15 protein-coding genes are annotated in these 14,016 nt (G+C 38.8%); 12 read left to right on the forward strand and 3 right to left on the reverse strand.

Annotated features, from left to right (window positions below):
* The first annotated feature begins 1 nt into the window (after window position 1).
* Complete coding sequence (locus CYQ88_RS03350) at window positions 2-1,459, forward strand: multicopper oxidase family protein (protein ID WP_101839931.1); 1,458 nt, start codon at window positions 2-4, stop codon at window positions 1,457-1,459.
* Window positions 1,460-1,661: 202 nt separating this feature from the next.
* Window positions 1,662-1,931, forward strand: coding sequence for a transcriptional regulator (locus CYQ88_RS03355; RefSeq protein ID WP_101839932.1), 270 nt, complete (start codon window positions 1,662-1,664; stop codon window positions 1,929-1,931).
* Window positions 1,932-2,010: 79 nt separating this feature from the next.
* On the opposite strand, the gene CYQ88_RS03360 is transcribed toward CYQ88_RS03355, so the two are convergent.
* Window positions 2,011-2,730: a hypothetical protein gene (locus CYQ88_RS03360; RefSeq protein ID WP_101839933.1), complete on the reverse strand. Its 720-nt coding sequence runs from the start codon at window positions 2,728-2,730 to the stop codon at window positions 2,011-2,013.
* A 256-nt stretch (window positions 2,731-2,986) separates the two neighbouring features.
* On the opposite strand from CYQ88_RS03360, the gene CYQ88_RS03365 reads away from it, so the two are divergent.
* Both CYQ88_RS03365 and CYQ88_RS03370 read left to right on the forward strand, forming a co-directional pair.
* Window positions 2,987-3,220 (forward strand): helix-turn-helix domain-containing protein, encoded by a 234-nt coding sequence (locus tag CYQ88_RS03365; protein WP_101839934.1) that lies wholly within the window; start codon window positions 2,987-2,989, stop codon window positions 3,218-3,220.
* 324 nt (window positions 3,221-3,544) lie between these two features.
* On the forward strand, window positions 3,545-3,814 hold the full coding sequence (locus tag CYQ88_RS03370; RefSeq protein ID WP_101839935.1) for a DUF1778 domain-containing protein: 270 nt from the start codon (window positions 3,545-3,547) through the stop codon (window positions 3,812-3,814).
* A gap of 162 nt (window positions 3,815-3,976) precedes the next feature.
* On the opposite strand, the gene CYQ88_RS03375 is transcribed toward CYQ88_RS03370, so the two are convergent.
* Window positions 3,977-4,729 (reverse strand): autoinducer binding domain-containing protein, encoded by a 753-nt coding sequence (locus tag CYQ88_RS03375; protein WP_101839936.1) that lies wholly within the window; start codon window positions 4,727-4,729, stop codon window positions 3,977-3,979.
* 295 nt (window positions 4,730-5,024) lie between these two features.
* On the opposite strand from CYQ88_RS03375, the gene CYQ88_RS03380 reads away from it, so the two are divergent.
* The 3 genes from CYQ88_RS03380 to CYQ88_RS03390 all read left to right on the forward strand — a co-directional run bounded on the left by CYQ88_RS03380 (window position 5,025) and on the right by CYQ88_RS03390 (window position 7,422).
* Window positions 5,025-5,705: a hypothetical protein gene (locus CYQ88_RS03380; RefSeq protein WP_101839937.1), complete on the forward strand. Its 681-nt coding sequence runs from the start codon at window positions 5,025-5,027 to the stop codon at window positions 5,703-5,705.
* Window positions 5,706-5,889: 184 nt separating this feature from the next.
* Window positions 5,890-6,648: a hypothetical protein gene (locus tag CYQ88_RS03385; protein WP_101839938.1), complete on the forward strand. Its 759-nt coding sequence runs from the start codon at window positions 5,890-5,892 to the stop codon at window positions 6,646-6,648.
* Between the two features lie 72 nt (window positions 6,649-6,720).
* Window positions 6,721-7,422: an SDR family oxidoreductase gene (locus tag CYQ88_RS03390; RefSeq protein WP_158236000.1), complete on the forward strand. Its 702-nt coding sequence runs from the start codon at window positions 6,721-6,723 to the stop codon at window positions 7,420-7,422.
* A 302-nt stretch (window positions 7,423-7,724) separates the two neighbouring features.
* Here the strand turns inward: CYQ88_RS03390 and CYQ88_RS11460 are convergent, their stop codons facing one another.
* Window positions 7,725-7,955 carry an autoinducer binding domain-containing protein gene (locus CYQ88_RS11460; protein ID WP_158236001.1) on the reverse strand — a complete coding sequence of 77 codons (231 nt, stop codon included), beginning with the start codon at window positions 7,953-7,955 and terminating at the stop codon, window positions 7,725-7,727.
* Window positions 7,956-8,063: 108 nt separating this feature from the next.
* On the opposite strand from CYQ88_RS11460, the gene CYQ88_RS03400 reads away from it, so the two are divergent.
* From CYQ88_RS03400 to CYQ88_RS03420, 5 genes are all read left to right on the forward strand, one after another.
* Window positions 8,064-9,251 (forward strand): nitrate regulatory protein, encoded by a 1,188-nt coding sequence (locus tag CYQ88_RS03400; RefSeq protein ID WP_101839941.1) that lies wholly within the window; start codon window positions 8,064-8,066, stop codon window positions 9,249-9,251.
* 246 nt (window positions 9,252-9,497) lie between these two features.
* Window positions 9,498-10,880, forward strand: coding sequence for a CmpA/NrtA family ABC transporter substrate-binding protein (locus CYQ88_RS03405; protein WP_101839942.1), 1,383 nt, complete (start codon window positions 9,498-9,500; stop codon window positions 10,878-10,880).
* 61 nt (window positions 10,881-10,941) lie between these two features.
* Window positions 10,942-11,940 carry an ABC transporter permease gene (locus CYQ88_RS03410; RefSeq protein WP_101839943.1) on the forward strand — a complete coding sequence of 333 codons (999 nt, stop codon included), beginning with the start codon at window positions 10,942-10,944 and terminating at the stop codon, window positions 11,938-11,940.
* A 20-nt stretch (window positions 11,941-11,960) separates the two neighbouring features.
* Window positions 11,961-12,755 (forward strand): ABC transporter ATP-binding protein, encoded by a 795-nt coding sequence (locus CYQ88_RS03415; protein ID WP_101839944.1) that lies wholly within the window; start codon window positions 11,961-11,963, stop codon window positions 12,753-12,755.
* Between the two features lie 15 nt (window positions 12,756-12,770).
* Window positions 12,771-13,982, forward strand: a complete 1,212-nt coding sequence (locus CYQ88_RS03420) for an NAD(P)/FAD-dependent oxidoreductase (RefSeq protein WP_101839945.1) — start codon at window positions 12,771-12,773, stop codon at window positions 13,980-13,982.
* The last annotated feature ends 34 nt before the right edge of the window (window positions 13,983-14,016 follow it).

The raw sequence follows: 14,016 nt of genomic DNA on the forward strand, positions 1-14,016 counted from the left end.
AATGAAACGACGGACTTTTTTAACGTTACCTTTACTCGGTTTAACCCCATTGTTAACCCACTGCAACTCCAGTATGGATCATCTTGGATCAAGGCGGAATTTGAGTTCAACTTTATCACTAGAGCCGAGTAGTTCAATATTACCAATTCCTGAACTAATGACAGGAACAAGTTTTGACCTCAAATTACAAAAAGGGACTCGCCAATTCTTGACAGATAAAACCACTGATACATACGGAATTAACGGAGATTTTTTAGGGCCTGCAATAAAAGTACGTAATGGAGATAACATTTCTCTCAACGTAACTAATAATCTTTCAGAGTCTTCTACACTTCATTGGCATGGTATGCACTTGCCTGGGGAAATGGATGGTGGCCCTCACCAGCTTATTCAACCAGGAGAAACGTGGCAGGCTCAATATCAAGTCAAACAGGAAGCGGCCACTAATTGGTTTCACCCTCATCAAGAAGGTGAAACAGGTCGTCAAGTATATCAAGGCCTTGCTGGTTTATTGATCGTAGAAGATGACCATATCAACACGTTAGGGCTGCCATCCACCTGGGGCGAGGATGACATTCCTCTGATTGTCCAAGACCGATATTTTACAGCAGATGGACAATTGAGTTATCTCCCGAGTGCTATGGACGGAATGAATGGTATGACAGGAGGAACATATTTAACTAATGGTGTCATTAATGCCACCACTGAATTACCAGCTCAGCTTGTGCGTTTTCGTGTTCTCAATGGTTCCAATGCTCGCTTTTATGAGCTTAAATTTTCTGATGGTCATGATTTTCAACAAATATCGACGGATGGCGGACTACTAGAAACCCCGCAAACCCTGTCACAGATTAGTTTAAGCCCAGGAGAGCGTATTGAATTAGTCACCGATCTTAGTGGCAGAACGGGACAGCAACTGTCATTAGTTGACGCTAACAATGCCAACAAGCCAATTTTAGAAATGTCCATTACAACCCCTAACGATCAGCCTGGAATATTACCTGAAATACTGGCTAGTCGAGAGCACCCTTCTGAAGCAGATGCAGCAAAGACTCGCACCTTTGAGTTAAACATGGGAGGTATGATGGGTGGTATGAATAATAACCAATCTGAGTTGTTTACGATCAATGGTCAAGCTATGGACATGAATCGAATTGATGAGCGTGTACCAATTAACACATGGGAGATTTGGAAAGTTAACAATAGAACGGGAATGAATCATAATTTTCATGTACATGGTGCTTCGTTTTACTTATTAGATCGAAATGGGGAATTCAATCAAGTGGCAGCCTATGAAAAAGGTCCTAAAGATACGGTTCAAGTAGGTGCAGGAGATAGTGTTCGTTTTATGATTCGTTTTACAGACTATACAACAGATGCCACAGCGCCTTATATGTTCCATTGCCATATATTGGAGCATGAAGATAGAGGCATGATGGGACAGCTTATCGTAATATGATTAAGTCAATTTATTATGAAATTTTGGGCTAAATTGCATTATAGCAATCAATATACAGTGAATAGCAAAACAATCAGTGATCGATGTATTTATGAGAAAACAGAGGTTAGTGATAGAATTATCAGAATCAATTTATCGTTTTGATTTTCATTAGTTTTTGAAAGATTTTGTAAAAAGACGATACTTCAACAAGGATATTGTGATGAGTTTAAAAATAGACGCGAAAATTCAAAAATGGGGGAGTGGGCTTGGCTTAAAGATTTCTGGTCCTATGAAAGATATTCCACACTTTTTAGAAAATACCCCAGTAACTGTAGAGGTCTTTGAGGATGGATTTACGATTAAAAAAGTAACACCTCCCATTGCGATTAACCTACCGTACTCAGAAGAACAGCTTCTTGAGGGGCTTAATCCTTATAACTGTCATGCTGATCTTTTGGCAACCCCTTTAGATAGCGAGTTGGGAGAATGAATAACCGTTTTTGGTCATACTCCATGTTAAGGTCTGAAAAATTGGTTCTGCACTGTTAACCGTGCAGAGCCATGGATTATTAATACGTTAAGGAATAAACGGTTTTCCCTGCTAGACCAGAATGGGAATCAATATAACCACCTTCTTCTTTTCTTGGGAATGCTTTTATTTTAATATTTTTATTTTTATAACTGTATAACCATTCATAGTTATAAGATTTATCACCTACTCTTAATTCGTAAAGAGCAATTGAAATGTTGCCTTCCGTTTTGGCATTATTATCAAAGTCACTAAAATCTAATACGCTCAAATCATAGGACTTTTGTTTTCCTGGAGTAATGATGGCAGCCGAAAATTCTTGATTAGAGCCATTAGTATTAAGAGAATTGGTTTTTCCGTCAATGTCACTTGTTAATACAGAGCTTTTCATTCGTAATACACTTTGGCTATTATTAAATATGGTCATTCTGAATTTAACATCATTACTAGAAAAATCTTTACCGTCGGATAAAGCCAGAGTAGGCGTTGTGACAATGTTTACGTAATCCTTCCCCTTAAAGTTAATAACTGCACTAGCAGGCTCATAATATTTCTGATACACAACTGTAGGTTTTCCAATTGGTTCAACCATTATGGTTACGTCACCTTGCTTGATTTTACTTTCACTAGGCAGAGCAAGTTTAAAAGCTGGGACATTCGCATCAAATTCTTTTTTTACGACTGGCTTAGTTTCATTGCCAGCACAGCCAGCGAAAGAAATTGATATAGCAACCATAATTAGTCCAATTATTTTCTTCATGTTTTTTCCTCTATTAAATTCCAACTTGTCATCATGTCGATGAAGTTAAAAATGATTATTTCATCAGTTTTGAAATATTTTGATGTAAACAGCGGCTAATTCAACAGCTAAGGCAATTGCTATTTTTAGCAGCTCGCAACCAGAAATAGCGTAAGTGGCTCATTACGAGAATAAACTTAAAATACTATTGCTCTGATATCGGAGCAATATTAGCCGAGTTATAAGGCAATATCAAGCTCTGATATCGGAGCGATAAATGAACTTAGTTGGATACGCAATAAAAACACTGCGGATAAGTAAAGGATTAACTCAGGAGCAATTAACTGCAAAGTGCAATTTGGTTGGCTGGGATATATCTCGCGGCACTTTAGCCAAAATTGAGTCTAAGGTTCGACGTGTAACTGATTATGAAGTTTCTTATTTAGCCAAAGCGCTTGGCGTTCGAGAACAAGACTTGTTTAATGAGATTCCATCGAAAAAAATTAAGTAGTTAATCGTTCAAATAATGGCAGCAGAGCCCTAATTATCTTTCCTCTTAACCTCATACCGATGATGGCCTTTTTCTTAGAAGAACCCAGCAGCGCCCATCAATTCAGCTTCTCTGCTGAAAAAGCTGATAACAATAAAAAATCTACTGAGCTATTTTTGTGGTTGTTTCAAAAAAACTATCAACCTTGCAGTCTAATAATCGTTAAAATGTAGTAATAACCTACCAGCTATTAGTGCAAGACCGATATCAACAATGTAAACCTGAAAGTACTCATTGAATATCGTTCGATACTGCAATATATGTATTTCAAAAAAGGGGCTTTCTATGACTAAATTAGATTTTCAGTTAAGTGATCAAGAAACAGAGATTTTATCCCTGGCAGCTGCTATTGAAGGTGTGTCAATATCTGATTTTGTCGTTTCTGCTGCTTTAGGAAAAGCAAATGAAGCTCTTGATCCAAATTCTGCTACAAGAATTAAAAGTGAAGATGTTCCTGCGATAGCGGAAGCAGTTTTTGAACCTAATAGTATTTCTCCTGAAATAATTCAAACGATGAAAGAGCTACAAACTTTCGAAGGTAAGTTTAGTCTTTAGGTTTTATTTTTTGATTCTAGAGATTATTTGCAAACGCCAGGTTTTAGTCATTGTCTGACAGTTTTCTTTCTTAATTCTCAGTTTTCTATTGATGCCAGGGAGAATGTTCTGGTCAACTTAAACAGGACTATTTTTAAAGTATTTTCATACTCTGAATCGCAACTAAAATTTTAGAGATTTTTTTGCATCCATTCTTCCAAGCAAATACATCAATTGATTGGTAGAGATATCGCCCAACTCTTTCTTGATAGCTCTCAAAATTCGTTCGGCATTTTTAACGCTTATCTCAGGATTCCATACTGTAATGGCCTTCATCGGTTGATTTCTGAGTAGGTGTTGAATCACCAATTTTTGTGATTCACTCAGGCATGCCATTACATTGGATACAAAAGCGTAAATACCGTCATCACCCGTCATTAAGGCAAAGTGATAATCACTTGCACAATTGATAAGCTCATCCAATTTTTCTGATTTGAGTTGCTCAAAATAGGATTGGCTTGGATTAAATGTAATTACAGAAATGCCCGCAATTGCATAGGGTCCTCTCAGAATCGGAATGGTAATTCCATTTTGGATACCAAAATTATCTCGACCATCTATTGTCACTTCTAACTCATCAGGTCTGACATTGCCATTATTTATTTCTACCCACCAATCAATACAACGCTTATGGCCTTTAAAGGCCAGGCGAATCACAAAGTCACGATTGCCATAGTCTTGCTCGATATAGTGGCGAACAAACGGCGCAAATCGATCTGAATATTGCAAAATGGGTTGTATCTCCGGTGATTTGTGTAATGTTTTCGGGTAGAAGGAATAGGTAACGCCATCAAACCCCAGTTGTTCAACCTTATCGCACAAACTAGAAAAGGCCTCTCCAAATGTAATCTGGTTAATCTTAGGTTTGTTATTCATAAATATTGAAGTTTTGGTGGTGGTTAAAAGTGGATGCTCTACATTTTAAATAAACCAAACCAATTTCTGCAAACATTATGAGTAGGAATTCCTATATAAAAGGCATCGTTATTCCCCAAGTTTATATGATATAAATTTAGCTATCGCTTCTTAATTTTGATGAAAAATATTTTAAAGGCCGCACAAATGGAGCTTAGGTTGAAATGAAATATGAATTTGGATCAATGGCGAACACACTTAAAGCTAAATTTCATTGCTTAAAATTGAAAGGCTTTAGTTAAAGTTGGGTAGGTTGGTGAATAGACAAAGTGTGATTTTATTGGGCATGATGATGACCTTACTATCATCATGCTGTTACAAGCCAGACATTTCCATTTCGAAAAATATGTATTTAGAAGGGGTTTCATCATCGACAAGAGATGTTGTTGAGAATGAAGCAGAAACATCAATTATTGATGGGACGACGTTTCCATATGAAAACTGGTTTGGTAACCAGTCCTCTTTCAGTTTTTCAGACCAATGGATGCGTAATACAGGTCTGAGTGGGGATTATGGAAAGATTTTTTTTGAAACGATACCTGAAGAACAGGATATGTTCTTAACACTTGATTTTAGCTTGGATGCAGGCCTGCCAAATAGTTACCATGTCGTTACCAAAGTATCTATCTGCGAGAGAGATGAGTTAATTGAGAATGCGCTTCTATATCAAAACCAGAGCCCATCAGTAGAAGATAACCTTTTGCATAAAAAGGCAAGCATATCCATTCCAGCATTAATTGATATGGGGGTGATTGTCGATGCTAATACGAGTGAAGACTTATGTTTTATTACGACTGGTTCACGGCTTGAAGATTATGAAATGTGCTCAAGAGAAATAGCGTGGCATTTCAATGAGGTAAGAATTAATGGTGAAGAAATTATTCAGGTCATTACAGATTTGAAGTCAAAAGGGATTAATTTTGATTATCGAAACTAACATAAGTAAGTGAATAATCTGTGGCACTCTTGTGTTCTTTTAGATTCCCCTAATGAAGCGATCAAAAAAGCCTGATTGCTAGGGTTTTATCAACTTAATGGTAGTAAATACCATATAAGGCAAAGCAAATTCATGGACATTTAACTTGCTCGACTAGCCTTATGGTTAACATGGAGAATATATTATGGTTATTTCATCAGCGAATGCGGCAACCTCTTCCTATGATGTTGCAGGCCAGAATTCTAAAGTGGCGATTTCAACTCAAAATAGCAAAATTACTCAACCTCAGCAAGCTGACTTGGTGAGTTTATCGTCTGAATCTGTAGATGCACAGCGCAAAGAAAAATATGCTTTGAAAACCGATCCCGTGGAGTTTTACAAAGCATGGCTTGATACTGAGCCGCGCTATATTTATTTAGAAGGTCCTAAACCTTATGAAGACCTACTTCCTGAAACCCAAACTTATATTGACCAATTAAATGAGCGTTTAAAAAATGCCAAATCTCCAGAGCAACGTCAAGGCATAGAAGCCTATATATCAGGGGCTTCTCGTTATGGCGATAAAGAGATGATTCAAAGTGACAGCGATCTTAAAACTCGCTTGCGGGTCGACGAGGTTTCTGTTAGCTTAATGTCTGCTCATTTAGAGATTAATAATGAAGAGCTTGCAGTACCAGAAGGCTTACAACGAGCAGAAAGTTCTGTTAATGCAGGTATAAGATCATTATCCGATGTCGCGATTCAGTTGAATGAAAAGATAGGTATTTCGAGAGAAGAAACGTTAGCAGAGTTGGCTATAGTAAAGAAACAACATCGTGCAAATTTAGAAGCTTTTTTCTATGGATGGTTAAACGGCTCAAGAACCATGGAAGATGAAATGCAAACTCGAACCAATGCAGCACAAGAATTTAATAAAGCCAGTGGAATGCCTGATAATCGCTAAGATTGATCAGGATAATTGCTCTAAGGATGTGGCCAAAAAAACTTGACCACATACAACACCACGGAGTCAGTAGTGAAAGGGAAGAATATAGTAATTGTCGGTGGTAGTTCAGGGATTGGTTTAGCACTAGCTAAGAAAGCTACTCAAGCAGGAGCTAATGTCACAATTGCATCTCGTTCATCAGCAAAACTAAAATTAGCTAGCGATGAAATTGAACAGCCTATCACTATTTATAAACTCGATGCGAGTATTGAAGAAGAGGTAATTGGCTTTTTTAAAGAGTTGGGGGTTATTGATCACTTAATCTCAACCATTAAGCCTACTCATATTTCGCAACAGTTTGTAGATACTGAAATCTGTAATCATAAATCGGCGTTTGAGGCTAAATATTGGGGGCAATATTTTTTGGCTTTACACGCGATTCGTAGCAATTCTGTTTCAGAAGGTATTATTTTAACTTCGGGTATTGCGGCTTCTAGAGGGTATGTCGGATTTTCAGGAACGGCAGCAATCAACGGTGCTATTGAATCATTAGTTAAATCATTGGCTGTTGAATTAGCTCCTATTCGTGTAAATGCAGTTTCGCCGGGCTTCATCGAACGATTTCCTAACGATTTGGCACGGTACAGTGCAATTTCAGATCTTGGCAGTAATGTTCCATTAAGACGTTTAGGTTCTAATTTAGAAGCAGCAGAAGGTTACATGTACTTAATGAAAAACAAATATACTACTGGTTCAATACTCACAATTGATGGGGGAGAGTTATGTGCGTAGTTTGGCAGTTATTGCTATGTTTTTTCTTTGCCAAACCAACCAGTACTGCCGACACATAGATGTGCTCTTGGGGCTGTTTAATCTAAAAAATCAGTTTAAACCACCCGAAAATCAAATTTTTTGCACAAAGCCCGTTAAACAACGAATCCTTGATGAAGGCTGGCTTCGATTGGTGCCAGCAAACAACTGAATCGCCACAAAACCCCTAGAGATGTTTAGTCATTTTATTATGAACGTATTCACTTGTTAAATATGAAAAGTGGTATTTTGATAATAAAAAAAGTGTCTAGTAAAGTCAGGCCTTACCAGACATTGCCATTATTTATTTCTACCCACCAATCAATACAACGCTTATGACCTTTAAAGGCGAGTCGTATTACAAAATCACGATTGCCATAGTCCTGTTCAATGTAGTGGCGAACAAACGGCGCAAATCGATCTGAATATTGCAAAATGGGTTGTATCTCCGGTGATTTGTGTAATGTTTTCGGGTAGAAGGAATAGATAACGCCATCAAACCCCAGTTGTATCAAAAAAGAGTTTAGTAAATTCAGGTTCTGCCATATGAATCCCTTTTGTTTACAGGTAAGATCAAATAACTTCGTTTTTTTGTAAAAATTTAGACTTTTTTAGGTGAATTGATGTCGGATGTGAAAAAAATCGCGCAACTTCTAAAGGCTTCTGTTCAAGCTGAAGTTCAAGGGATGGAAAGTCTTTATGAGACTTCTCAATTAGTAGGCAAGTTAAGAAAAATGATTTATTTTTTGCAGCTGGAAAGAGGGGCGTCTGCATTGCACTTGGTTTTAGGGGAAGTGGATGAGAAAGTTGACTATACAAAATATCGTGCGCTTTTTTGTGAGGAAAGGCGAGTATTTGATTCATTAATCGAACAGTGGTTGGATAATTCACAAGGTAAAGCAGTTCAAAGTGGCATTTTTATTAGTATTGCTAAGTCTTTAAATTTGATGAATTCGGTTTTATTTGATGTGCGTAGAGATGTTGATAGTCAATCAATTTCTCCTGCTCAGGCAACTTCTTTCTTTAGTCAAGTTATTAAAAGTTTTATCGATATAGTGGTGGAAATGACAGAGTTACCGCAAGAGCCTGATGTCTCAAAATTAATGGTATCGTTAATTTATATTTTGAATGCAAAAGAATTGGCAGGCCAAGAGCGTGCATTGGGTACTTACATTAAGGCGGCAAAATTGTTTAATGATGAAGTACTTGTCAGTCAGTTGAGCAGCGTTATACAAATGCAAGATTATAATTTAATAGCAGCCAAGGACTATTTGCCTCAACATCTTTTAGAAGGTTTAAAGACTTTAAGTCAAGATAAGGCTTTTTTTCAATCTAGAGAGAGTGTACTAGACCCAAGTCTTTTTGGGGTGTTGGTGGCTCGCAAGTGGTTTGAGGCGAGTACTGCTCACATTGACATCATTCAAAACCTTGAAGAGTCTTTAATGCAGTTGGTTATGAAAACTTGTGTAATTAAATTAACTCAAGCGGAGAAGCTTTTAAATAAGGATGAGATTTTTTTTGATAACCATATTACAGAACCCGATGTAAAGCTTGATGTGTCTCTTAGTGCAAAGTCTCTATTGATTGAAAAGCTTAAGCAGCAGGGAGGAGAGTTAAAAAAAACGCAAGAAGAGCTTGCGTTGACGAGACAAGCGTTGAACGAGCAGAAAATTCTACAACGAGCAAAGGCAAAACTGATGAAGCACTTCAAGTTATCAGAGGAGGTTGCACATCAAAAAATGCAACAACTGGCTATGTCACAAGGCGAAAAGATAATAACGGTTGCTGAAAAAGTTTTAAAAGCGGATTAGCTGTACTGGTGCTAGATAGCACTTTATTGGTGCTTGTTTGTTCGGTATTGGTGTTTTTAGATTGATTTTAAAAAGATGTATATTTAGTATATCGTTGAATTATAAGAATATAAGGTGTTTGGCGTGATTATAGCTTGATTTAGTAAAAATTGAATTTAGAGTAATGACGCTCACACAGGCTTTTTATGTAAAGAAGTCCGTGTGGGCGTTTTTTTTTGTCTTTTGTTTATTTTGTGAGGTTGGGTTATGTTGGAATCAAATCGAAGAAATTTATTTAAAAAATCTATAGTAGCGCTGGCAATTTCTGCCAGTATTATCAGCTCTCCTGTCTATGCAGAATTAGGCTATCCAGAAAAAGAAGATTTGAAATTTGGCTTTATTAAATTAACGGATATGGCGCCCTTAGCCGTTGCTTACGAAAAACGTTTTTTTGAAGATGAAGGGCTTTATGTTCAGCTAGAGGCCCAGGCGAATTGGAAAGTTCTATTGGACAGAGTCATTGATGGTCAGCTAGATGGAGCTCATATGCTAGCGGGTCAGCCAATTGCCGCAACTATAGGGTATGGCACCAAATCAAATGTCATCACCCCTATTTCAATGGATTTAAACGGTAATGCAATCACTGTTTCGAATAAAACGTGGGCAGCGATGAAACCCAATGTTGAAATGGAAAACGGCCAACCTAAGCATCCAATCAGTGCGTCTACATTAAAGCCTGTTGTGGAGTCTTATAAAAATGCTGGCAAAGCATTTAAGATGGGAATGGTTTTTCCGGTTTCAACGCATAACTATGAACTACGCTATTGGTTAGCAGCAGGAGGGCTTAAACCGGGTTATTATGCGCCGCATAAAGGGGATACGGCAGGAACACTAAATGCAGATGTCTTACTTTCTGTGACGCCCCCGCCACAAATGCCTTCCACGATGGAAGCCGGCACAATTGAAGGCTATTGTGTCGGAGAGCCGTGGAATCAGCAAGCGGTTTTCAAGGGCATCGGGGTACCCGTTATTTCCGACAATTCAATTCAAAAAAACAACCCAGAAAAAGTCTTTGGTTTAAGAGAAGATTTTTATAAACAGTACCCAAATACAACTATTCGTATCGTCAAAGCCATGATTCGAGCCGCTAAATGGCTGGATGAAGAAAACAACAAAAACCGTCCAGAAGCGGTCAAGATTTTATCTAAATCCAGTTATGTGGGGGCAGACTATAAAGTCATTGCCAATTCAATGACAGGGACGTTTGAATATGAAAAAGGAGACAAGCGCTCCGAACCGGATTTCAATGTTTTCTTCCGTTATAACGCAACCTATCCCTATTATTCCGATGCCATTTGGTATATGACGCAAATGCGCCGTTGGGGACAGATTTCAGAGTATAAGCCGGATACTTGGTATCAGGGTATGGCGAAAAAAGTCTATCGTCCTGATATTTATAAAAAAGCGGTTGAGGCCTTAATTGAAGACGGTGTGATGAAAAAATCCGACTTTGATAATGCCGTTTTTACAACGGATGGTTATCGAGGTGTGCAAGATGATTTTATGGATGGCATACCTTATGACGGATCAACCCCTAATGCATATATTGATAGCCTGAAGATCGGCCTAAAAGGCAAAGAAAAACTGTAAGTAAATTGTTTGCAGGTTCTTTCTTTTATGAACCTGCTTTTAAGAAATAAAGGTAAGTTATATGAACCCTTTAAAATGGTCACTTGTTGAGCCTTTTTATAAACTCCTTATTGGTGAAGACCGAAAAGGTCAAATCAATAATATTACAAAAATGATTGGATTGCCCATAGCAGGCCTGGTGGTTTTTTTGCTCATTTGGCAAGGAGCATCCTCCAATATTCATACTTCTCTGGGACAGTTTCCTGGTCCAGTACAGACCTATGAGCAATTTATCTCCTTACAAGAAGAAGCTGAGGCATCTGCATTAAAAGAAGAAAAGTTTTACGAGCGCCAAGCAGAACGTAATGCGCAAAGAGTTGAAAAAGATCCGGGCTATGTTCCGACGATTAGAGATTACACTGGGCCACCAACGTTCTTTGAACAAATAGGTCGAAGTTTGGTGACAGTGATGAGTGGGTTTTTTTTGGCCTCTATCATAGCCATTCCAATTGGGATTGTCATTGGATTAAGTGCCAATGCCTATGCCGCGGTCAATCCTTTGATCCAAATCTTTAAGCCTGTTTCTCCACTTGCCTGGTTACCGCTGGTTACTATGGTCGTATCTGCGGTTTATGTGACAGATGATCCTGCATTTGACAAAGCCTTTCTAAACTCGATGTTTACGGTTTTATTGTGTTGTTTGTGGCCGACGATCATCAATACTGCAGCTGGTGTGGCGACGGTTACTCAGGACTTGAAAAATGTAAGCCAGGTTTTACGTTTGAGCTGGTGGACACATGTCAGAAAAATCGTTTTACCGTGCTCTATTCCTATGATGTTTACAGGCTTGCGAATTTCACTAGGGATTGCCTGGATGGTGTTGATTGCAGCTGAAATGCTGGCTCAAAACCCAGGCCTGGGTAAATTTGTATGGGATGAATTTCAAAATGGAAGCTCCAACTCTCTGGGACGTATTATGGTCGCTGTCATTATGATTGGGATTGTTGGATTTATTTTAGATCGCGGCATGTTGATTTTGCAAAAAGCAGTGTCGTGGGATAAGTCTGTCACATTACGATAAACCGGGGTAGGAGAAAGAAAATGTCAGAAGTTCATTTGGAATTAACAGATGTTGGGATAGAGTTTCCAACCCCTAAAGGACCTTTTAGAGCCTTAGAAAAAGTAGATCTAAAAATAAAACAAGGTGAATTTATTTCCCTGATTGGGCATTCAGGTTGTGGAAAATCGACGGTATTAAATATTGTAGCAGGTCTTTATGAAGCCACTGAAGGCGGTGTATTGTTGGATGGGAGAGAGGTCAATGAACCAGGGCCAGAAAGGGCTGTTGTCTTTCAAAACCATTCGTTACTGCCTTGGTTAACAGCATATGAAAATGTGGAATTAGCCGTTGATCAAGTGTTTAAAAGAAGCAAAACCGCATCAGAGAAAAAAGAGTGGATTGAACATAACTTAAAACTGGTTCATATGGATCATGCCATGCATAAAAGACCTGATGAAATTTCAGGCGGGATGAAGCAGCGTGTCGGCATTGCTCGGGCATTGGCGATGCAACCTAAAATCATGCTAATGGATGAACCTTTTGGCGCTCTGGATGCACTAACCAGAGCGCATTTGCAAGACTCCTTAATGGAGATCCAGAAGGAGTTAAACAATACTGTCATTATGATTACGCACGATGTGGATGAAGCGGTTTTACTGTCGGATCGCATTGTGATGATGACTAATGGCCCAGCAGCCAGTATTGGTGAAATATTAAGCGTGGATTTACCTCAGCCAAGAGATCGTTTAGCCCTAGCAGATGATCCGACTTATAACCATTATCGTTCTGAAGTGTTGCGTTTCTTGTATGAAAAGCAGCGCAAGGTTAATCATTAAGGAACGGGTGATCTTATGAAACCGAAACTTATTTTAGTCGGGACAGGAATGGCAGGAACGCGTTTTCTTGAACACTTGCTGGAAGAAGCGCCGGATACCTATGAGATCGAAGTATTCAACAAAGAACCTGTCGGGGGATACAACCGTATCATGTTATCTCCGGTATTGGCTGGCGAAAAAACAATCCCAGATATTATGACCCATGATGAGGCCTGGTTTGAAGAACAGAGAATACGTTTGCACACTGGCAAAACGGTTTCAGCGATTGATTCAGTAGGACAAGTTCTCACAACCTTTTGTGGCGAGACATACTTTTACGACAAACTCGTTATCGCAACAGGCTCTAACCCTTTTAAATTAGAGATACCCGGTGCTGATTTACCGGGTGTTGTAACGTTTAGAGATATTCGTGATGTCGAAAATATGCTATCGGTTTCCGAGAATAAGAATAAAGCCATTGTCATTGGTGGGGGGCTACTAGGGTTGGAAGCCGCCCATGGCTTAATAAAAAGGGGGATGGATGTCACCGTTATTCATAGAAACGAAGTGCTGATGAATGTGCAGATGGATAAAGAATCCAGTCAATTGCTAAAGAACCATCTCGAACAGGACTCGAATCATTCACCTGGAATGAAGTTTCGTTTAGGCGTCAATACCACCGAAATTTTAGGGCAACAACAGGTTGAAGGCATTCGGTTAGATGATGGGGCAGAAATTGCAACCGATCTGGTGGTCATGTCGATAGGCATTCGCCCCAACATTCAGTTAGCCAAGCAAGCCAATCTTGATGTTAATCGAGGTATTTTGGTGAATGATTATCTTGAAACCTCAGCCGAAAATATTTACGCGCTAGGTGAGTGCAATGAACATCGTGGTCAAACCTATGGTCTTGTTGCGCCACTGTATGAACAGGCTAAGGTGCTGGCGAAGAGATTGGCCGGACAATACGTGTCTTATAAAGGTTCCATTACCTCTACGATGCTAAAGGTTACCGGGGTGAATTTGTTTTCTGCTGGAGATTTTAAAGGGGAAAACGGAACGGATGTGATTGTGTTTAGAGACCTAGCAAAAAATATTTATCGGAAAATTGTATTAAAAAACAATCAGGTTATTGGAGCGCTTTTATTTGGTGATACCACCGGCGCCACTTGGCTATTTGAGCTGTTACAAAAAAAACAAAATATTTCCTCAATGCGAGAAACCTTGGTTTTCGGTCCGGGTTATTGAAGCTTGTAGTCAAGAATTAGAGATTAGGAGAATG

Origin of the sequence: Hydrogenovibrio sp. SC-1, assembly GCF_002848135.1 — a bacterium.
Classification (GTDB): Bacteria; Pseudomonadota; Gammaproteobacteria; order Thiomicrospirales; family Thiomicrospiraceae; genus Hydrogenovibrio.

Excerpts from the sequence above, each read along its gene's own strand:
- CYQ88_RS03400 (WP_101839941.1), top strand. The coding sequence starts at position 8,064 with ATGTCGGATGTGAAAAAAATCGCGCAACTTCTAAAGGCTTCTGTTCAA.
- CYQ88_RS03415 (WP_101839944.1), top strand. The coding sequence starts at position 11,961 with ATGTCAGAAGTTCATTTGGAATTAACAGATGTTGGGATAGAGTTTCCA.
- CYQ88_RS03405 (WP_101839942.1), top strand. The coding sequence starts at position 9,498 with ATGTTGGAATCAAATCGAAGAAATTTATTTAAAAAATCTATAGTAGCG.
- CYQ88_RS03350 (WP_101839931.1), top strand. The coding sequence starts at position 2 with ATGAAACGACGGACTTTTTTAACGTTACCTTTACTCGGTTTAACCCCA.
- CYQ88_RS03375 (WP_101839936.1), bottom strand. The coding sequence starts at position 4,729 with ATGAATAACAAACCTAAGATTAACCAGATTACATTTGGAGAGGCCTTT.
- CYQ88_RS03360 (WP_101839933.1), bottom strand. The coding sequence starts at position 2,730 with ATGAAGAAAATAATTGGACTAATTATGGTTGCTATATCAATTTCTTTC.
- CYQ88_RS03385 (WP_101839938.1), top strand. The coding sequence starts at position 5,890 with ATGGTTATTTCATCAGCGAATGCGGCAACCTCTTCCTATGATGTTGCA.
- CYQ88_RS03355 (WP_101839932.1), top strand. The coding sequence starts at position 1,662 with ATGAGTTTAAAAATAGACGCGAAAATTCAAAAATGGGGGAGTGGGCTT.
- CYQ88_RS03420 (WP_101839945.1), top strand. The coding sequence starts at position 12,771 with ATGAAACCGAAACTTATTTTAGTCGGGACAGGAATGGCAGGAACGCGT.
- CYQ88_RS03365 (WP_101839934.1), top strand. The coding sequence starts at position 2,987 with ATGAACTTAGTTGGATACGCAATAAAAACACTGCGGATAAGTAAAGGA.
- CYQ88_RS03410 (WP_101839943.1), top strand. The coding sequence starts at position 10,942 with ATGAACCCTTTAAAATGGTCACTTGTTGAGCCTTTTTATAAACTCCTT.
- CYQ88_RS03370 (WP_101839935.1), top strand. The coding sequence starts at position 3,545 with ATGACTAAATTAGATTTTCAGTTAAGTGATCAAGAAACAGAGATTTTA.